The 20600-nt window shown below is 57.7% G+C and carries 12 protein-coding genes; 9 read left to right on the top strand and 3 right to left on the bottom strand.

What is annotated here, in order from left to right:
• Nucleotides 1-95: 95 nt before the first annotated feature.
• Nucleotides 96-3023 carry a triple tyrosine motif-containing protein gene (locus VL547_RS13195; RefSeq protein ID WP_325578482.1) on the bottom strand — a complete coding sequence of 976 codons (2928 nt, stop codon included), beginning with the start codon at nt 3021-3023 and terminating at the stop codon, nt 96-98.
• Between the two features lie 219 nt (nt 3024-3242).
• Between VL547_RS13195 and VL547_RS13190 the strand changes: the two genes are divergently transcribed.
• The 6 genes from VL547_RS13190 to VL547_RS13165 all read left to right on the top strand — a co-directional run bounded on the left by VL547_RS13190 (nt 3243) and on the right by VL547_RS13165 (nt 13516).
• Nucleotides 3243-6389 carry a TonB-dependent receptor gene (locus VL547_RS13190; RefSeq protein ID WP_325578478.1) on the top strand — a complete coding sequence of 1049 codons (3147 nt, stop codon included), beginning with the start codon at nt 3243-3245 and terminating at the stop codon, nt 6387-6389.
• Nucleotides 6390-6407: 18 nt separating this feature from the next.
• Nucleotides 6408-7916, top strand: coding sequence for a RagB/SusD family nutrient uptake outer membrane protein (locus VL547_RS13185; RefSeq protein ID WP_325578476.1), 1509 nt, complete (start codon nt 6408-6410; stop codon nt 7914-7916).
• 18 nt (nt 7917-7934) lie between these two features.
• The gene (locus VL547_RS13180; RefSeq protein WP_325578474.1) at nt 7935-8789 is read left to right on the top strand and encodes a hypothetical protein; all 855 of its coding nucleotides are present in this window, start codon (nt 7935-7937) and stop codon (nt 8787-8789) included.
• Nucleotides 8790-8855: 66 nt separating this feature from the next.
• The gene (locus VL547_RS13175; RefSeq protein ID WP_325578472.1) at nt 8856-10331 is read left to right on the top strand and encodes a glycoside hydrolase family 30 protein; all 1476 of its coding nucleotides are present in this window, start codon (nt 8856-8858) and stop codon (nt 10329-10331) included.
• Between the two features lie 12 nt (nt 10332-10343).
• Nucleotides 10344-11555, top strand: a complete 1212-nt coding sequence (locus VL547_RS13170) for a family 16 glycosylhydrolase (RefSeq protein WP_325578470.1) — start codon at nt 10344-10346, stop codon at nt 11553-11555.
• A 14-nt stretch (nt 11556-11569) separates the two neighbouring features.
• Complete coding sequence (locus VL547_RS13165; protein WP_325578468.1) at nt 11570-13516, top strand: cellulase family glycosylhydrolase; 1947 nt, start codon at nt 11570-11572, stop codon at nt 13514-13516.
• A gap of 45 nt (nt 13517-13561) precedes the next feature.
• Here VL547_RS13165 and VL547_RS13160 read toward each other — a convergent pair whose 3' ends face one another.
• A complete protein-coding gene (locus tag VL547_RS13160; RefSeq protein ID WP_325578466.1) occupies nt 13562-16003 on the bottom strand; it encodes an ABC transporter permease in 2442 nt (813 codons plus the stop codon).
• Between the two features lie 1033 nt (nt 16004-17036).
• Between VL547_RS13160 and VL547_RS13155 the strand changes: the two genes are divergently transcribed.
• The 3 genes from VL547_RS13155 to VL547_RS13145 all read left to right on the top strand — a co-directional run bounded on the left by VL547_RS13155 (nt 17037) and on the right by VL547_RS13145 (nt 19981).
• Nucleotides 17037-17318 (top strand): co-chaperone GroES, encoded by a 282-nt coding sequence (locus VL547_RS13155; RefSeq protein ID WP_133993483.1) that lies wholly within the window; start codon nt 17037-17039, stop codon nt 17316-17318.
• 31 nt (nt 17319-17349) lie between these two features.
• A complete protein-coding gene (groL, locus tag VL547_RS13150; protein WP_325578462.1) occupies nt 17350-18990 on the top strand; it encodes a chaperonin GroEL in 1641 nt (546 codons plus the stop codon).
• Nucleotides 18991-19174: 184 nt separating this feature from the next.
• Nucleotides 19175-19981, top strand: a complete 807-nt coding sequence (locus VL547_RS13145; RefSeq protein ID WP_325578461.1) for a hypothetical protein — start codon at nt 19175-19177, stop codon at nt 19979-19981.
• 6 nt (nt 19982-19987) lie between these two features.
• Here VL547_RS13145 and VL547_RS13140 read toward each other — a convergent pair.
• On the bottom strand, nt 19988-20600 hold a 613-nt coding region (locus VL547_RS13140; protein ID WP_325578459.1), incomplete at its 5' end, for a hypothetical protein.

Here is a 20600-nt window from a genome sequence, read left to right as displayed (position 1 = left end):
CGCAAAACGGGGTAAAAGAGGCACCCCACCCCTCAGTCCTCGCCTACACGCTTAGGGAGGGAACGGGGGCGGATCCGGCGGGCCGAGAGCCCATTTTAGTGGCCGGTGACCTGGATCAGGTAGTCGTAGAGGTTGGCGTCGGTGGGGATGAGCAGCTTTTTGCGGAGGCGGTAGCGGGAAATCTCGACGCCGCGCAACGAAATATTCATCAATTGGGCGATTTCCTTGGAGGACAGGTTCATGCGGAGATAGGCGCAGAGCTTGAGGTCGGTAGATGTGAGAGAAGGAAAGCGCCCCTTCAAATTGGCCAAAAAATTACTATGCACCTGGTCGAAGTGGATGGAGAAGTGTTCCCAGTCTTCTTCGTTGGACTCGTCGTCGTTGAGCAGGCGGATGACCTTTTTGAACTCCTGGACGCCGACGGGGTTGTCGATGTGGCGTTGGAGACGGACGAGGTCCTCCTTGATGTTGGAGAGGAGCTTGCCGCGCTGGACGAGGTGCATGGTGACGGAAGCCAGCTCTTTATTTTTGAAGTTGACGTCGGTTTCCAGCTTGTCGTTTTTGAGCTGGACGATCTGTTTTTCGTTGGCGTCCAGCTCCAGCTGGTGGAGGTAGCGGAGCCGGTCCTGCTCCTCTTCGTATTTCTGCTGCTGGCGGGCGAATTTCCGGCGCTGGTAGCGGGAAGCGACGTAGAGGGCGCCACAGAACAGGAGGGCGTAGAAAAGATATGCCCAGAGGCTTTGGTACCAGGCGGGCTCCACGGTAAAGGTGTAGGTCGCCGGCTTGGATTCGTTCCCCAGGTTGTTGCGCGCCTTTACCTGGAAGGTATAGGTGCCGGCGGGGAGGTTGGTGTATTCTTTTTCGGTCTTTTTGGTCCAGTCCGACCAGCCCTTGTCAAAACCGGTCAGCTGGTAGCTGTAGGCGATGTTATCCTGTTGTTCGTACAGGGTAGAGGCGTACTCGAAGTGAAAGGAATTCACCTGGTTGGGCAGTTGGATGGGGTCGGAGCCCTGGGCGTCGGTGACGATGTTCCCGTTGCTGAAGTAGCCGCCGAACAACAGGCTGTCCCTCCGGCCCGTCGCCCGCACCTGGCCGATCAGGACGGAAAGCTCGGGTTTGGAGCGCAGGTAACGGGTATAATTCAGGTGAAAAAAACCTTTGTCGAAGTTGATAAAAACGTTCTCGTCATTATAGGGGTACAGGTATTCGAAACCGCCCACCGCCTTACCCGTCAGCTCCGGGAAGTAGATGAGCGAGAAATTGTTGCCATCCGCGGGTTTCCGGTAGTCGACGATACCCACCCTTTCGCTGGAGACGAACCAGATGTTCCCGTTGTCGTCTTCCCGCAGGTAACGGACGCTGTGGCGGTGAAAAACGGGTTCCATGAATTCGGAAAGGACAAACCTGTCGTGCACCGGGTCGTATTCGTAAACGCCCTGCTCCGTGGCGACGACGACGCGGTTCTTGATCCGGTAAACGTAGTTGTTCAGGTCCTTCGGCAACCCATCCTTAGCGGTATATAGCCTGGAAACCAGGCTTTTGTGGTCTGGCGCGAGCTCGATCTTGAAGACGCCCCGGTAGGGGTGGGAGGTCCAGATCCGGTTGTCGTTGTCGATGGCCAGGAAGCGGAGCGATTCGGTCAGCCCGGGTAGCATGGTTCCTTGGTGGAATGTATTGCCTTGGTAATCAAGAAGGTCCAGGCCCAGATAGGTGCCCACGATCACGTGGGGGGAGGGATAGACCGAAGAGACCGGGGCGAACAACCAGCTCCCCACGCCGGGCAGCAGGGGGACCGCCGCGTTCTCGTTGATGGTAAAGGCCCCTTCATGATGCCCCATCAGTAGCCTGCCGTTGACCTCGGAAAGGTTCCAGACCTGACCGTTGGTGCCCTGTACCTTGGAAAAGGCGCCCTTGGAAAAGGTAAGATCGGTCTCGTGCAGGTCCAGCGGAACGCTGTACAAACCGTCGGATGTGCCGATATAAAGCTTCCCCTGGTAGATGCGGGCCGCATACCCGGCCAGCTCGTTGTTCTTGTCGGGGTAGATATAGGTGATGGCCGTATTATAGGCCACAAAGCTGATCCCGTTGTCCATGGCCACCCAGAGGTTGTGCTCCCGGTCCAGGAACAGCGACAGTATGTTGTTGTTCTGGAGACCCTCGGCCCGGGAAAGGGTTTGGATCACCTTTCCGTCCCGGTTGAGGATGACGCAACCCGCGGACGTGCTGCCCAGCGCAAAGGTACTGTCCCCCAGGACGGTACCGCAATAGATGCGGTTGGTGGCAAAAAAGGCGTCCGCCTGGGTATATTTCCGGCTGACCCGGTCCCCGGTCATCAGATACAGCCCGTTCCGCAGGGTGCCGACGAGCAGGGTATCCCTGTTGTAGGGCAAGAGGGTGGTGACCAGCGTATCCGGCCCCCCGAAGGGAATGCGCAGGGGTTGCCAGCTGCCTTCCCGGAAGCGCATCAGACCCTTTGCCTTGTCCTGGGCGAAGATTTCGTCCCCGACATTGTCCATGAACCGCCATTCGGAGGGCGCGGGATATACGGCAATGGTTTGGTCCTTATATAAGAAGATCTTGTTTTCCGCACGGAAAAACACCTCGTCTCCCAGTATGCAGATGTCCCATACGTCCGGGAACTCCCGGTCGGCGGCTGGGATCAGGGATTTCAGGGAGGTATATACCAAGTCCCCGTTGGCTCCGGGGAAAAAATAGCCGAATTCGTCCTGGGCGCCCACATATATGCGACCGGACGGCCCCACGCGGACCGAACGGACGATGGTTTCGTTCGGCATCGAATAGCGGTGCCAGTAGTGGCCGTTAAAAGTGAGCAGGCCGGAGTTGTTGGCAAAGTAAAGAACCCCTTTTTTGTCCTGCTGGATATCCCAGCTTTGGGTCCCGGCCTGGTAAATGTTCTTGGGGTAGTTAATTATTTGGGGTAACCCGATCGTATTTTGACCCCTTACCCCCGAAAAAGGGGAAAATATGATAAGAAAAAGCAGGTAGCTATGTCTCCGGCGCATACAATCGTTTCTAGCGGCAAGCTACGCAAAAAAATATTATGATGTACCATTGTTGTAGTTGATAAGTATTGACAATCAATGAAGTGGTTTTAGATGTTGTGGTGTTGATGTAGCATTATTCTTCCCTTGATGCACATAAACCGATAGGTTTGTTGCTATATTTTTTCCAAGAAAGGGAAAGCTAATTCTTAAACCTTCAATTCATTAAACTGCTTGTGTATGAAAAAAGCGATTGCGTTGTTTTTTCTTACCTGCCTGTGTTCGCTCCCAACCTACCTCTGGGCGCAGACGCTCCAAGTCACCGGAAAAGTGGTCTCCAAGACGTCAGGGTCACCCCTGGCGGGCGCCTCCGTGCGCATCAAGGGCACCGACCAGGGTACGGTAACCGACGCGCAGGGTAAGTTCATTATCAACACCCAACGCGGCAAAACGCTGGTTATCACCTACCTGGGTGAAGAGACCCAGGAAATCAAGGTGGGAGAGGACCTCTCCCCGACGATAGCCCTCGTCGACCGGGCCGGTAACCTGGAGGATGTTGTGGTGGTGGGGTATGGTACCCAAAAGAAAAGCGTGGTCACCGGCGCCATTTCCACGGTGAAATCAAAAGACATCGAGAATATGCCCGTAAGCCGGGTGGACCAGGCCCTGGAAGGCCGGGTCGCCGGCGTAACCGTACAGGCCAGCTCCGGCGCCCCCGGGGCCGCTCCGACGGTCAATATCCGCGGCATCACCTCTATTAACGGCAACACTCCGCTGTATGTCGTGGACGGGACGATCGTCGACGTGGGCGGTTTGGACTACCTGAACCCCGCGGACATCGAAAACATCGAAATCCTCAAGGACGCCGCCTCTACCGCGATCTACGGTTCCCGTGGCGGTCCCGGTGTTGTGCTGGTGACGACCAAGCACGGTAAGTCCGGCCAGGCAACCATCAGCTATTCGGGATCGCTGGGTACCCAGGCGCCCATGCACAAGCTGAGCCTGACCAATGCCGAGCAATACGCCACCCTCCGGAACGAGTCATCCCTGGCCGCCGGAAACGGTATCGTTTTCGCCAACCCCCAGTCCCTGGGCTCGGGCACCGACTGGCAAAGCCAGATCTTCAACAACCACGCCATGGTCCAGAACCATGACCTTTCCTTCAGCGGCGGCAGCGACAAAGGCACGTACTACACCTCCATCGGTTATTACGACCAGCAGGGGATCGTCGCCACCTCGGTCTCCGACTACAAAAGGCTGACCTTCCGGGTCAACACCGAAGCCAACATTCGTCCCTGGTTTAAGATCGGCGAGAATATGGGTTACTCCTACATCCGTTCGATGGGTAGCCCGGCGCCCAACACCGAGTTCGGCGGCCCGCTCAGCGACGCGATCAACCTGGACCCGACAACGCCGTTGATCGAAACCGATCCGACGATCCTGGCGCAACAACCCTACACCGGGGTCGATGCTCCCTATCTCGTCCGCGACGGTCTTGGCCGTCCGTACGGCATCTCCACCCAGGTCGGTCAGGAAATCACGAACCCCGTCGCCTGGGAACAGATCGTACAGGGGAACTACGGGTGGTCCCACAACTTTACCGGGAACGCCTATATCAATGTGCAGCCCATCAAGGGTCTGACCTTTATTTCGAGCTTCAACGTCAAAAAGGCGTTCTACGGTAGCCAGAGCTTTACTCCGCTCTACTTCCTGAACTCCTCGACCAATAACATCACCAATACCTCCTTTTACCGGGATGCGGATCAAAACCTGATCTACAACTGGGACAACACCCTGACCTACACCCACAACTGGGGCGACCATCACCTGTTGGCTGAAATCGGTATCGTAGCCAATGACTACCAGGGTAACTCGGACGTGAACGCCACGTACCAGGGTCTTTCGGTCAACACGTATGGCCAGGCGTCCTTTAACTACAGTCTGCCGCCCGCGCAACGCGTAGGGGGTGGGGGCGACGGCCAGGAAACGCGTTATGCCTCGTATCTGGCCCGCGTTACCTATAACTACGCCGAAAAATACCTCCTGACCGCGAACTTCCGCCGGGACGGTTCCTCCCTCTTCGGTACCAACAACCAGTTCGGTAACTTCCCGGCCCTGTCCGTGGGTTGGGTCCCCTCCAAGGAAAATTTCTGGACCGGGATTTCGAACAGCATCACCTACTTCAAGCTCCGCGGCGGCTACGGTGTCAACGGTAACACCGGCGCCCTGGCCCCGTATGAGTACGAATCCACGATCGGTGGCGGCCGTAACTATGCCTTCGGCCAGGCCGGCAACGTAGCCCTCGGTTACAGCCCCAACGCCCCGGCCAACCCGAACCTGGAATGGGAAAAGAACGGCCAGTGGGACGTTGGCTTTGACGCCACCGTGTACCGCCACTTCACCGTCACCGCCGACTACTTCAATAAATGGACCAGCGGGATGCTGCTGGCGATCCAACAACCCGGTTACAGCGGCGCCGCCGGCAACCCCACCGGGAACGTCGCCAAAATGCAGAACAAAGGCGCCGAACTGGAGCTGGGTTACAACAACAAGGTCGGGGACGTCAACCTGAGCGTCGGCGCCAACCTCACCTATGTACAGAACACGGTCACCAACATCGGTACCAACCAGTTCTTCGCGGGCGCTACCTTCCAGGCCAGCTCCTACGAGATCAGCCGCATCATGGCCGGTCAGCACATGGATGAATTCTATGGGTTCAAGACCATGGGCATCTTCCAGACGCAGGCCGACGTCAACAGCTATGTCGGCAAGAACGGGCCGATCCAGCCCAACGCCAAACCCGGCGACTTCAAGTACGCCGACCTCGACGGCGACGGCACCATCACTTCCTCCGACCGGACCTTCCTGGGTAACCCGATCCCCGACTGGCTGTTTGGCTTCAACGTCAGCGCCAATTACAAGAACTTCGACCTGACGGTCTTCGCCCAGGGCGTGGCCGGGAACAAGATATTCCAGGGCTACCGCCGTCTGGACATCCTCAAGGCCAACTACATGAGCACCGCCATGAATCGTTGGACCGGACCGGGATCGACCAACGACTATCCCCGTCTGATCGACGGCGACCCCAACGGCAACTTCTCCAATCCGTCCGCTTTTTATCTCCAGAACGGCTCGTACCTGAAAATCCGCTCGGTTCGCCTGGGCTACACCCTGGCCAGGAACTTCACGCAGGCCATCGGGTTCCAACGGATTTATGTCTATGTAGCCGGGGACAACCTGCTCACATTCACAAAGTACAATGGATTCGATCCTGAAATCGGCGGCGGCCTGGGTATCGGCACCGGCAACTCCGGCAGCTACGGCGTTGACAACGGCGTGTATCCCACGGCGCGCACTTTCACGGTCGGTTTGAATGTAGGCTTCTAACGATTAAACCAAACAGAGATGAAAAAGAATTATGTTTTGATTGCACTGGCAGGTTTTATAGGGGCAGCTGTCCTGATCACCGCCTGCGGCAAAAAATACCTCACGACGACGCCGGTGGGCGAGTCGCTCCAAAGCAACTATTACACGACGCCGGATCAGATGCTGGCGGCGGTCAACGCCATGTACAACCCGCTGGGTTGGGAAGCGGGCAGCACCGACAATACTTACATCGACAAGCTCGGCGCGCTGAACTCCGGTTCCGATGAATGTTATGCCGGCGGCGGCGGTCCTACCGACATGTCGTTCTGGCAAGTATTCAACACCTACACCATGACCGGCGCCCAGGGTCCCCAGGCCGGTCTTTGGGACCGGAACTATACCGGGATCAACCGCGTCGCGCTGGTGCTGGACAACATGGCCAACATCAAGGGTCTGGACGCCGCCACCGCCGCCCGGTATACCGCCGAGGCACACTTCCTGCGCGCGTATTACTATTTCGACCTGGTGCGTGAGTTCAAGAACATCCCGCTGATCCTGCACACCCTGACGCCCGACGAGGTATTCAGCCAGGTGCAGACGTCACCGGATACCATCTACGCTCAGATCGAGTCCGACCTGAACGCCGCCATCCCCGTACTGCCACCCACCGTGGCCGCGGATGAATTGGGACGCGCCACCAAGGGCGCTGCCCAGGCGCTCCTCGGAAAGGTTATCCTGACGGAAAACAATACGGCGCGCATGGCGGACGCCGCCGCCGCCCTCGAAGCGGTCAACAGCTCGGGTTTGTATTCCCTGCTCCCGAACTTCGCGGATATCTTCAACCCCGCCAACAAGTTCAATGCGGAGTCCATCTTCGAAATCGTCCACAGCGCCGCCGGCGAAGCGGGATGGGGCAGCTGGCCCAACTTCCTCGGGAATGTCTGGGCGCAGATGATTGGACCGCGCAGCTATAGCGGCCCGATCTACTGGTCCGGTGGCTGGAGCTTCAACCCGATCACGCCCAACTTCGAGCAGGCCATGCGTGGCGACCCCCGGTACAACAATACCATCGTCAACGTGGACAGCCTGAAGGCCCTGGGCCAGGCGAACTATACCGCCGGCTATGCCAACACCGGGTTCTTTATCCGGAAGTTCGCTCCCCTGGCGTCGGAAGTTTCCTCCACCGGTCAGCCGGAATTGAACTTCCCCAACGACTATATCGAAATCCGCCTGGCGGACACTTACCTGATGGAAGCCGAAGCCCTGGTACGGGGTGGTGGCGACATGACCAAGGCGCAATCCTACCTGGACCAAGTCCGCGCCCGCGTCGGCCTGCCTTCGGTGCCGGTCACGCTGGACAACATCTACCACGAACGGGAGATGGAGCTGGCCACCGAAGGTCACCGCTGGTTCGACCTCATCCGTACAGGTAAGGCGGCTTCGGTGCTTGCCTTCAAGGGCTTCCAGGCAGGCGTTAACGAGCAGTTGCCGCTGCCCCTGGTAGAACTGAACAATACCAAGCTGAAACAAAACCCCGGTTACAAATAATAATCAAATCATTGCTGTATGAAACCTAACATACTTCTGGGGGCGACCGCCCTCGTCTTCACGGGGTTGATTTCCTGCACCCCGACCAAGGGCCCCAGCGGGCTGGGTCCCTTGCCCAAGGCCGCTTTTACCGTTACCCCGTTGTCTGGGGCGGTCAATCAGTACGTACTGTCGTCCTCTTCCACCGGCGCTTTTGCCTACTACTGGGACCAGGGCGTCGGTACGGGCGCCAAGTCGGGCGGTACCACCGATACGGTATACTACAATAAAGCAGGTACCTATTCCGTGGAGCTGCTGGCCGTCGGCAAAGGCGGTTATGACACCTCCGTCCAGGCGATCACCGTCGCCGCGGACGACCCGGGGATCGACATCCTCCAGGGCAGCGACCTGACCAACGCCTCTGACTGGACGGTGCTCAATACCGGCGGCACGCAGACCCAGTTTACCTTTGGCCCGGGTGGTGTCAACATTTCCAACGGCGCCAGCTCCGGGACCAACGGCGCCATCTACCAGGCCGTCACGGTAAAGGCGAATACGCCGTACACGTTCAACGCCGTCCTGACCGGTACAGGTTGTACCAACACCTGGCTGGAATTCTATATCGGCGCCACGGTGCCGGTGCAGGGTTCGGACTACACCGATAACAAGGTCAATTCGCTGAACACCTGGTCCGGTTGCGGCGTGTCGGCGTTCACCAACCAAAGCATCAATGCCATCGGGTGCTCGGGTACGAACGTCGGCCAGAACGGCGCGATGACCTTCAAAACCGCCGGCACCGTGTACGTCATGATCAAGGCCGGGGTTTCCGGCGGGTCCATGGGTACCGGAGGGGTAACGGTGTCCAGCATCACGCTCAACGAACCCAGTCACTAGGATACAGAGATTAGAAGAACACAACAGTGTCGGGCCCCCGGCCCGGCTTTGAAGAACCATCAGTATATGAAGCAACAGCTTATCCGGTTTTCTGTTTTGTGCGCATGGATGTTCATCGGATACAGCGGGACGGCGTTGACCGGCTGCGGGAAGAAAGGCTCTAGCCCGCAGCCGCCACCCGTCACTCCGCCGGATTCTACCACCAAGACTCCGGTGGCGACGCAGGTAAATTTCTGGCTCACCAACGGTGACCAGTCCGCACTCTTGGCAAAACAGAACGTATCACTCAATTTCAGCGGCACCCCGGGCGCGGGTCCCAGCATCACGGTGGACTCGACCGTCCAGTACCAGTCGATCGACGGCTTTGGCTTCGCCCTCACCGGCGGGAGCGCTGACCTGATCTACCACATGGACCCCACCAGCCGGGCTTCGATCCTGAAAGAGCTGTTTGGCTCGGACAGCACCTCCATCGGCATCAGCTACCTGCGGGTGACGATCGGGGCTTCCGACCTCAGCAGCTCGGTGTATTCCTACGACGACGTAGGTAACGGACAGACAGATACCACATTGTCCAACTTTAACCTGATGGCCGGCGACGTAAACGTCGTACCGGTCCTGCAAATGATCCTCGCGATCAACCCCAACATCAAGATACTGGCCTGTCCCTGGTCTGCTCCGGCCTGGATGAAGACCAACAAAAGCGCCTCCGGCGGCTCGCTGCTGCCCCAGTATTACCAGGTGTACGCGAACTATTTCGTCAAGTACATACAGGCGATGAAGGCCCAGGGGATCCGCATCGACGCGATCACGCCCCAGAACGAGCCCCTGAACGCCAACAACAACCCGGCCATGGTCGTCCAGGCGGTGACCGAGGATACCCTGGTGCGGTTCTACCTGGGACCCACCTTCGCGGCTAACGGCATTACGACCAAGATCATCGTGTGGGACCATAACTGCGATGTCCCGACATACCCGGAGACGATATTCGCGGACACGGCCACCGACAAATACGTGGATGGCTCGGCGTGGCACTTCTACGCGGGCAGCATCACCGCCCTTGGGGTGGTTCACACCGCCTTCCCGAACAAGAACGTGTATTTTACCGAATTCTATACCGCTTCCACGGGTGACTTTGCGGCGGACCTGTCGTATCACCTGAAGAACATCATCATCGGATCCACGCAGAACTGGAGCCGCAACGCCATCGAATGGAACCTGGCCAGCGACCCCAATTACCAGCCGCATACGCCCGGCGGCTGCAGCACCTGCAAGGGAGCGCTGACGATCGGCTCGTCGGTGACCCGGAACGTATCCTATTACATCATCGCACACGCCTCCAAGTTCGTCCTCCCGAATTCCGTACGGATATCTTCCGGTGCCGCGGGCAACCTCAACAACGTGGCCTTCCTGAGACCCGACGGCAAAAAGGTCCTGATCGTGGAGAACGACAACACCAGCGCGCAGACATTCAACATCCAGTTCAACGGCAAATGGGTCTCCACCAGCCTCAACGGCGGATCGGTCGGAACCTATATGTGGTAAACCCTTACGATTATGATCAAACGCAGCATTCCATACCTGATCCTGTTCCTGGCCGCCGCCTGCTCCAAAAAGACCAGTGGGGGCGGCAATGGCGGCGGCGGCGGAAACACGACGACCGTCACCGCCACGGTGTACGGTAATACCATCAGCCGGCCGGACACCAACACACACGTGCGGTTCTTCGTGGACCTCGACGCCAATGCGTCAAAGGACGTCTCCGTCAGCTACACGACCCAGGACAGTACCGCCAAGGCCGGCGTGGACTACACCGCCGTAACCGGTACGCTGACCATAAAGGCAGGCGCCAACCAGGGCTTCGTGGATGTGCCGGTGATGGGGGACAGCCTCCGTCAGTCGCAGCAGGTGTTCCACCTCGTGCTGAGCAACCCGGTCAATTGCACGCTGGGCGCCGCCATGGCGGCCGCGGTGATCAACAACGACGGCACCTATCTGCCGACGGACAATACGGGGTATACGACCCCCGCCAGCTATCAGGGCTATACGCTGACCTGGAGCGACGAGTTCAACACCGGCAACCAGCTCGACCTGACCAGGTGGAATTTCGAGCAGGGGGGCAGCGGCTGGGGCAACCAGGAGCTGGAGAACTACACCAACCGGATCCAGAACTGCTTCCTTTCCCAGGGCAACCTCGTCATCGAGGCCCGGCAGGAAAGCTATGGCGGCAACAACTATACCTCCGCCCGCATCGACACGTACAACAAGGAGAACGTCACGTACGGCCGGATCGACATCCGCGCCAAGCTGCCGGTATCCAAGGGGATGTGGCCTGCGCTCTGGATGCTCGGCACGAGCATCAACAACGGCACGGCCTGGCCCGCCTGCGGGGAATCGGACATCATGGAGCTGGTGGGCAGCGCGCCCAACCAGGTCACCGGTTCGATCCACTGGCTGATGGGCAGCGGCAGCGAAGGCACGTTCAACAACAACTACGACCTGGCTTCCGGTCAGAACTTCTCCCAGGCCTTCCACGTTTTCAGTATGATCTGGACCTCCGACAGCGTGACCTACCTGGTGGACGACCAGCCCTATGTCAAAGCCAGCTACGCGGTCAACGTGACCAGCGGTAACAACCCCTTCAACAGTCCCTTCTTCTTTATATTCAATGTTGCCGTGGGCGGTAACTGGCCCGGGCCTCCCGACGCCACCACCGTTTTCCCGCAGCATATGTTTGTAGACTACGTGAGGGTATTTTCAAAGAACTAAGCAGGATTAATCAAATGCAAGCAACAATCAGACGCCTTATCCTATGGGCAGGACTGGCCGGCCTTTGGGCCGGCCACGTTCGCTGCCAGGGGTTTCTTCGCAGGGATGGAGACCGGATCGTGAATGCCCGTGGACAGGAAGTCATCCTCAGGGGAATCGGGCTAGGGGGATGGATGTTGCAGGAGCCATATATGCTCCAGGTAGCCAGCGTTGCCGTCAACCAGACACAGATCCACGCTCGGATCGCCGACCTCATAGGAGAGGACAAGACCGAAACCTTTTATGCGTCCTGGCGGGCGCACCATACCACCCGGGCGGACATCGATTCGCTGGCTTCCTGGGGGTTCAACGCGGTACGCGTACCGCTGCACTACAACCTGTTTACGCCCCCCATCGATAAGGAGCCTGTTCCGGGTCGGAATACCTGGCTGGCCACGGGTTTTGCCCTCACCGACAGCCTGCTGGCGTGGTGCCGCGACAACCATATTTACCTGATCCTGGACCTCCACGCAGCGCCTGGGGGACAGGGCAACGACCTTTCCATTGCCGACAGGGACAAGACAAAGCCATCCCTGTGGCAGAGCCCGGACAACCAACAAAAAATGGTCGCGCTCTGGCGTAAGCTCGCCGAGCGTTATGGCAACGACCCCTGGATCGGGGGATACGACCTGTTGAACGAAACCAACTGGGGTTTTACCGATCCCTCCGGGGACGAGCACGGGTGCGCCGAAAAAGACAACGGCCAGCTCCGCACCCTGCTGATCCGGACCACCGATACCATCCGCTCGGTGGACTCCCGTCACCTGATCTTTATCGAAGGGAACTGCTGGGCCAACAACTTCCACGGGATGTTCCCGCTTTGGGACAGCAACATGGCGGTGAGCTTCCACAAGTACTGGAACTACAACGACCAGGGCTCGATCCAGGGCATGGTCGACCTCCGCGCCCGGTACAACGTGCCGCTGTGGCTGGGTGAATCGGGTGAAAATTCCAATACCTGGACCACCGACGCCATCGGCCTGGTGGAGCGGAACCATATCAGCTGGACCTGGTGGCCGCTCAAAAAGGCGGGCCTCAACAACCCGCTGGAGTTCCACCTCCCCCAGGGCTGGGCCGCGCTCATGGCCTACTGGCAGGGCAAGGGCGCCAAACCCTCGCCCGAAGAAGCGTACCGGGTCCTGATGCAGCTGGCCCAGGGTACCTCCATCGCCTACAATACGTACCATAAGGACGTCGTGGACGCGATGTTCCGGCAGGTCGGCTCCCCCACCACCGAGCCCTTCGCCGGCGTCGACCTCCGGTCCGGCGTGCGCATCTACGGCGCCAATTACGACCTCGGCCGCAACGGCTATGCCTACTACGACCTCGATACCGCGAACTACCGTACCTCCACCGGTCAAAACATCTCCTGGAACCGGGGCGGCGCGTACCGCAACGACGGCGTCGACATCACCCGTTGCGGCGACAGCCTGTCGATGGGCTACGCCGTCACCAACATCGAAGCCGGGGAATGGCTGCAGTACACCATCCTCGTACCCCGCAGCGGCTACTACACCGTCAGCTACCGCGTCGAGCCCGTAACACCCGACCTCACGCCCGGCCACGGCCCGAAGATCACCCAACCGTCGTCCGCCGATACGCCCAGCGCCGCCGCCGCGGCCTCCGCGACCGCCGGTAACGTGCCCGGCCAGGCGCCCCCCATGCACACCGCGTCAAAAAGCATCGTTTCTTCCGCCGCCTACGCCGCGCCTTCCTGGCAACTCATGGACTACGACCCCGCCAAGGGTGAAGCCCTGCTGGACGCCTCAGGCCTCCCCGCCACCGGCACGGTGCTGGGCTCCGCGCCCGCCCCCTGGGTGTCCACGGAGTCGCATCGTGTATACCTCACGGCAGGGACGCACCACCTGCGCTTTCTCGCGCGCACGGCGGGGTTCAAATTGAGCTATATAATGTTTGAATAAAGCGCCCCTGGAACCACATTCAGGTGCAGGCCCCATGGATCGGCACTATTCATTGCGCAAGCTATCCACCGGCTTCGCCCCCGCCGCGCGCAGCGCCTGGTAGCCGATGGTGGCGAAGGCGATAAAGATCGCGGCAAATGTCGTCAGCGCAAAGATCGTCCATGAGAGGTTGGTTCGGTAGGCGAAGTCCTGCAGCCAGCGGTGCGCCGCCCACCAGCCGACGGGCGAGCCCACGAGGATGGAAATACCCACCAGCTTCATGAAATCGGCGGACAGCAACCCGACGATGCGGGCGGAGCTGGCGCCGAGGACCTTGCGGATGCCGATTTCCTTGGTGCGTTGCTCGGCGCTGAAGGCGGCCAGGCCAAAGAGGCCGAGACAGGAAATAAAGATGGCGATGGCCGTGGCATAGCCGACGATGGCGGCCAGCCGGTTGTCCGCGTCGTAGTGTTTTTGGAATTCCTCGTCCAGGAAGTTGTACTCGAAGGGCTCGTTCGGGTTGACCTGGCGCCAGGTTTTTCGTACGGCTTCGATGACCTGTTGGGTCTTGCCCGGGACGATATGGGCGATGACGTAGTTGTACTCCGGTGCGCTGTTGACAAAGAACGCGACGCTCATGATCGGTACGTGGAGGTCCTCGAAGTGGAAGTCCTTCATCACGCCCACGATCCGCAGCACCTCATTACTGTTGGCATTGTGGAACCCTTTGCCAACGGCGTTTTGCACGGTATAGCCCAGCGCGCGGGCGCCTGTTTCGTTGATGACGACGCCATCCACGCTGTCGTGTACGAATTGGCTGGAAAAGACATGCCCCGCCGCCGCGGTGATGCCGAGCGTCTTCATAAAGTCGAAGTCGACGAAGTTGGTGAGGAAAGGGCGGTTGTCGGTCGATGCACTCCCGTCGGCATAATAGACGCCGCTCCAGCCTACGTTGCCGGGGTAGAGGAAGGAGCCGCCCACGGACAGCACGCCCGTGGTTTTTTCCAATTCGGCTTTCAACGGCTGATACAGCTTCTTCGAGGGGGAGCTTCGGAGCGGAAGGATTAATTGCTGGTCCTTGGTGAACCCGAGGTCCGCGGTACGCAGGTATTGCATCTGGCGGGCGATGATCGCCGCCGCGACGATGAGCACGATCGAAAGGGCGAACTGGAATACGACCAGCGTCTTGCGCACGGACGTCACCGCGAGCGAATTGGCGATCTTGCCCTTGAGCACCTTGACCGGTTTGAACGAAGACAGGTAAAGCGCCGGGTAGCTGCCCGCGACCAGGCCGGTCAACGCCGCCAGCACGATCGAAGCGGCAAGGCCTATCCACGCCTGTTTCCATTCCAGGACAATGGTCTTGCCGGACAAGGCGTTGAAGCCGGGAAGCAGCGCCCAGGTCAGCAACAGCGCCGCCGCCAGCGCCAGGAAGGCTATCAGGAGGGATTCCCCGAGGAATTGGCGGACCAGCGAGGCTTGTTTCGCTCCCAGGGTCTTGCGGATGCCCACTTCGCCCGACCGTCGGGTAGACCTGGCCGTCGACAGGTTCATGAAGTTGATACAGGCGATCAGCAGGGTGAACAGCGCGATCGAGCCCAGGATGTAGAGATAGGTGACGCTGCCGCCAGGGGTGACGTCACCGAGCTCCATGTTGGCATGCAGATGAATGTCGCGAACCTTGATCAGGAACCGGCTCCGGGTATAGCCTCCTTTCCGCAGGTCTTCGCCTTCGTAGGTATCCTCGTAGGCGGGGAACTGGCGCTCCAAAGCGGCCGGGTTGGTCCCCGGCCTCAATCGGATATAGGTAACGAAGAAATAGTTCGAAGTCGTGCTCTTCCACGTCCTAAGCAGGTTCCCGACCGCTCCCCCGTACATGGACACGAAAAATCGCGCGTCGATGTGCGACGGCTTGTTCATCGGCTTGAATACGCCTGTAATGGTATAATCGTGGTCCCCGTTGAAATTGCTGCTGATGTGGATCACCTTGTTCAGCGCGGGTTCGCCGCCGAACAGCTTGTCCGCGATGTCCTTCGACAACACGATGGAATAAGGACCGCTTACCGCCGTCTCCGGCGTCCCCTCGACAAAATCATATTTGAACAGCTTGAAGAAACCCGAATCCGCCATAAACCCCTTCTCCTCATAAAACGACTTCGCGCTCCCGTCCTTTTGGTAATACTGTATCAGCGTCCGGTTGTCAAGCAGCAACGGGCAGATGCGGGCCGTCGCCTCCACCTGCGGGAAAACCGACTGGAAATTCCCCGCCAGCGTATTCGGGCACCCCTGGAACCGCACGTCCTTGTCCTTCAGGTGCTCGATGGTCCCCACCTGGTACAGGTCGCCCAGGCGGTCATGGTAGTCGTCATAATGCGTCTCGTGCCATATGTACAGGCTGAGCAGCAGACACACCGTTATCCCCACTGACAGACCGGCGATATTGATGACCGAGAACACCCGGTTGCGCTTCAGGTTGCGCCAGGCGATTTTAAAGTAGTTGCGGAGCATGCGGGTTCCGCCTCCAAGGGTATGCCAGCGGTTTTATGTAATGATATACAGCGTTTTACACGCCCGCGCGCCGACCGGACCGTCCGTTTTCGATACGCCGGGCGTCCGAAAGCGCCGCTGGCGACAGGCAAAAAAGAAGGCCCCCGGCAGAAACCAGGGGCCAATACATTAGGGCAAAATACTATATAAAAATAGGTGCGTTGTTGGATGGTTAGGGCGGGTAGCAGACCCTATGGCTTTCACGGGAGTTGGATCATTGGTTTTCAAGGACTTTTGGGATGCTACAACTTGGCATTCACTAGGATTTCGGATAAGTTCTTCAAAAGGGTCGATTGGATTGGGGCGGATACTTGGATTTAACTGGTTTTCAAGGGATACTGCTGGCCTTCAATGGATCTTGGATAACTGGGTTTCGGGATACGGATAAAAAACGAGCGCTTGATTTCTTATAGGATATGGACTGCAGGGTTTTCGGTACGGATCAGTTTTGCCCTAGGATACAGAATGGATGTACTTTCATGGGTTGAATATGAAAGCATATATATAAGAAAACGAAAAATGATCTGGATGGATGCGTCCCACTTGGGAAAAGGCGGAAATTGCCGGAGGAGTGTAAGTAATTTGTTTCATTAGGTAAGAATTTTCGGGTCCGTTAACAATCCGTTATAATATTACGAGTTTATTTTAACATTGGTTTCAATTGGACGTACTTTTTACACCTATAGGCACTATTTTTTCAAAATATTCAAAATATGATCTTTTTGATTAGATAATATTCAAAAAACGAACCGTTAACATACCGCAAAACAAGCGAGATCCCACCTAAAATGCAAAAAAATTGATATGGAATCTCCCTGAAAAAATGACATTTCAGGGAGAAACGCGGTTCAAAAACTGACAGCCCTCGGGGGAGGCGCTACCGGATACCCCCCGGAAATGTTAAAATGGCCGATATAAAACCCCCGACTGACAATGGCACGACATTCGTGGCCAGATAGTTCCAATCTTTTAAAACTAAAAAAAAGATAAAACCATGGCTAAGAATTTAAGCGTAACCCCTTTGCATGACAGGGTGATCGTTCAGCCGGCTCCTGCGGAAGAAAAGACGGCAGGCGGTATCATTATCCCTGACACAGCAAAAGAAAAACCTCAACGTGGCACCGTGATCGCCGCCGGCCCCGGCAAGAAGGACGAGCCGATGAGCGTGAAGTCGGGCGACACCGTCCTGTATGGCAAATACGCCGGTACGGAAATCTCCATCGAAGGCCACGACTACCTGATCATGCGGGAAAGCGACATTTTGGCTATTATCTAATTCATTTCACTAAGAAATCAAAGAACCTAATATGGCAAAGCAGATTTTTTTTGACATAGAAGCCCGCAACCGGATGAAGAAGGGCGTCGATACACTGGCGAATGCGGTGAAGGTCACCCTCGGACCCAAGGGCCGTAACGTCGTTATCGAGAAGAAGTTTGGCGCTCCCTCCGTGACAAAGGACGGTGTTACCGTTGCCAAGGAGATCGAGCTGGAAGACGCTATCGAGAATATGGGCGCGCAGATGCTTAAGGAAGTGGCTTCCAAAACCGCCGACATCGCCGGTGACGGGACCACGACCGCTACCGTGCTCGGTCACGCGATCATCAGCGAAGGCCTGAAGAACGTAGCCGCCGGCGCCAACCCGATGGACCTGAAGCGCGGGATCGACAAGGCCGTTGCCAAGGTCGTCAAGAACCTTGAAAAGCAATCCGAAAAGGTCGGTACCGACAGCGCCAAGATCCAGCAGGTGGCCGCCATCTCCGCCAACAGCGACGAAGTGATCGGGAAGCTGATCGCCGAAGCCTTTGAAAAGGTAGGCAAGGACGGCGTCATCACCGTTGAAGAAGCCCGCGGCACCGACACGACCGTAGACGTCGTCGAAGGTATGCAGTTCGACCGCGGTTACAGCTCCGCCTATTTCGTGACCAACAGCGAAAAGATGGAAGCTGAGCTGGATCACCCCTACATCCTGATCTACGACAAGAAGATCAGCGCGATGAAGGACATCCTGCACATCCTCGAGAAAGTGGCCCAGCAAGGCGCTCCCCTGCTGATCATCTCCGAAGACCTCGAAGGCGAAGCCCTCGCCACGCTGGTCGTCAACAAGCTGCGCGGTACCCTGAAGGTGGCCGCCGTTAAGGCTCCCGGCTTTGGCGACCGCCGCAAGGAAATGCTCCAGGACATCGCCATCCTGACCGCCGGTACGGTGATCAGCGAAGAACAAGGCTACAAGCTGGAGAATGCCGGTCTCGACTACCTCGGCCGCGCCGAACGCGTCGTTATCGACAAGGACAACACGACCATCGTCGGTGGCACCGGTAAGAAAAAGGACATCGAAGCCCGCGTCGGTCAGATCAAGGCCCAGATCGAAGTCACGACTTCCGACTATGATAAGGAAAAGCTCCAGGAACGTCTCGCCAAACTGAGTGGCGGTGTTGCCGTCCTCCAGGTAGGCGCCGTTACCGAAGTGGAAATGAAAGAAAAGAAGGACCGCGTGGACGATGCCCTGCACGCCACCCGCGCCGCCATCGAAGAAGGCATCGTGCCCGGTGGTGGGACCGCCTTTATCCGCGCCATTGAAGCCCTCGACAAGCTCGAAGGCGACAACAACGACGAAACCACCGGTATCAAGATCGTACGCCGCGCCCTGGAAGAGCCCCTGCGCCAGATTGCCGCCAACGCCGGTATCGACGGTTCCATCGTCGTTCAGAAGGTGAAGGAAGGCAAGGGTGACTTCGGCTTCAACGCCCGCACCGAAGGTTACGAAAAGATGCTGAGCGCCGGTATCATCGACCCGACCAAGGTGGCCCGCGTAGCCCTGGAGAACGCCGCGTCCATCGCCGGTATGCTCCTGACCACTGAGGCCGTCATCGCCGACAAACCCGAACCCAAGTCCGCAGGCGCCCCCCATGGTGGCATGCCCGGCGGCGGTATGGGGATGGATTACTAAGATAGATCCTCAGTCATCCATAAGGAGGGTGCCTCACTTAAGTGGGACACCCTCCTTTCATTTAAATAAGTATGAGACGGATTTTTTACGGCTGATTAATTTGCACTCCGTACAAATACGTATTTTCAATTGGGGCGGCGAAATCCCGGAAATTAGTTTCTATATTGTTTCTAACAATACATATATGAAACAGCTATTAGCATTTGTTTGCCTTGCCGCCATTGCCGTTGCCGGTTGTAAAAAAAATACCGCGCTGAACGGATCTGCGCTTCCTTCAAATACGTTTGGTTATTTGATGACGGATCCATGGGACTCGGCCGCAAATACCGATAATCCGGCCGATTCCGCGGGATTCATTCACAATATAGCCCTCCAATACGTCGATTCCATGACAACGGCTTCCGGGTCGGGGCTTCGCTCTTACGACACTGCCATCACCTTCCTAAGGAGGTACTGGGGCAGCGCTTTCGATACCACCGCGTTCAAGTCGGAAGATTCCTATACCAATGTGCAAAACCAGTGGTCCCTGGTGAATGCAGGGCAATATTCACTCGTCATCTCAGGAATGAGTTATTCCAGCGCCGTTAAAACAAAACTAAGCGCTTTGGTGGTCACTATGGAGGACACTACGCATTTACCCGCGTCGTTGCCATATGATAGTATCAAATCCAAGATCGTTGCCTGGGAACATCAGGTGGACACCAGCACCACTTTCACCGCTACCGAGAAAGGATACCTCTTTGCTCACTCATCTATTGCCCGGTACAGTTTGTATTATTGGTACGGTGATTTCCAAAAACAGTGGAACGCCATGACACCTGCCCAGCAGAACGCCACCACCAAGGCGCACAAATGGTGGCAATGGCTCATTATCGGGGTCGCAGACGGCCTGGGTTATGCGGCAGGAGCCACCGGAACTGCTGGAACGCCTTTAGGAGGGATAACGGGGGCCGTTGCGCTGAGCGGACTGGCGAACACGTTGGTTAACTGATTAATTTCAGTGCGCTGGAACGACGTGGACCCTCCGTCCAAAAAAATCCTGTAGCGAGTCGCGGACCCTGGTCGTATCCGTTAGGGGCCGGGAAAACTGCATCAAAATAGACAGGTGCGTCGAGTCATGCGTCTCCAGGACTACATTGTGGCCCCATTTCTTGAGGGAATCCACGCGGCGCTGGGCCTTGACGGGATCATTAAAATTCTGGATGAGGATATTGAAAGTGACCGGTCCGGAAGGTCCGGTAACGGCGGTGGCCGGTGCGACGGGCGCCGTTACGGGCGCCTTCAGGGTATCCGTGACCGTGGAGGTATCCTTCTTGGCCGCGGGGGAATCGGACGATTCCACCGGTTGTATCTGGCTGGTCGTATCGGTCGCCTGTCCGGTTTTGTGCTGGGTGGCGATATGGTAGATGCCCCAACCGACCAGGATGAGCACCAGGATGATGGCCACGATCAACAACGTCCTGCGCCCAGAGGCGGGGTTGCCCGGCGCCCCGGGGGTATCCTCGGCGCTGAACATTTCTTCCTCGCTGGTAGCGACCCTTTCCCGGAATTGTCCTTCTTTTTCCAGGCGGACGGGGATAAAGGGACCGGGCGTAAAATCAAGGTGCGTC

It is taken from the genome of Dinghuibacter sp. (assembly GCF_035492835.1).
Taxonomy (GTDB): Bacteria; Bacteroidota; Bacteroidia; order Chitinophagales; family Chitinophagaceae; genus Dinghuibacter.
Note: the sequence above shows the minus strand (reverse complement) of the source record. Positions and strands in the feature narration are given on the sequence as shown.

Bases quoted from the DNA above. Each gene is read 5' to 3' on its own strand.
- VL547_RS13175 (WP_325578472.1), top strand. From the start codon at position 8,856: ATGAAGCAACAGCTTATCCGGTTTTCTGTTTTGTGCGCATGGATGTTC.
- VL547_RS13185 (WP_325578476.1), top strand. From the start codon at position 6,408: ATGAAAAAGAATTATGTTTTGATTGCACTGGCAGGTTTTATAGGGGCA.
- VL547_RS13165 (WP_325578468.1), top strand. From the start codon at position 11,570: ATGCAAGCAACAATCAGACGCCTTATCCTATGGGCAGGACTGGCCGGC.
- VL547_RS13145 (WP_325578461.1), top strand. From the start codon at position 19,175: ATGAAACAGCTATTAGCATTTGTTTGCCTTGCCGCCATTGCCGTTGCC.
- VL547_RS13170 (WP_325578470.1), top strand. From the start codon at position 10,344: ATGATCAAACGCAGCATTCCATACCTGATCCTGTTCCTGGCCGCCGCC.
- VL547_RS13155 (WP_133993483.1), top strand. From the start codon at position 17,037: ATGGCTAAGAATTTAAGCGTAACCCCTTTGCATGACAGGGTGATCGTT.
- VL547_RS13195 (WP_325578482.1), bottom strand. From the start codon at position 3,023: ATGCGCCGGAGACATAGCTACCTGCTTTTTCTTATCATATTTTCCCCT.
- VL547_RS13180 (WP_325578474.1), top strand. From the start codon at position 7,935: ATGAAACCTAACATACTTCTGGGGGCGACCGCCCTCGTCTTCACGGGG.
- groL (WP_325578462.1), top strand. From the start codon at position 17,350: ATGGCAAAGCAGATTTTTTTTGACATAGAAGCCCGCAACCGGATGAAG.
- VL547_RS13190 (WP_325578478.1), top strand. From the start codon at position 3,243: ATGAAAAAAGCGATTGCGTTGTTTTTTCTTACCTGCCTGTGTTCGCTC.
- VL547_RS13160 (WP_325578466.1), bottom strand. From the start codon at position 16,003: ATGCTCCGCAACTACTTTAAAATCGCCTGGCGCAACCTGAAGCGCAAC.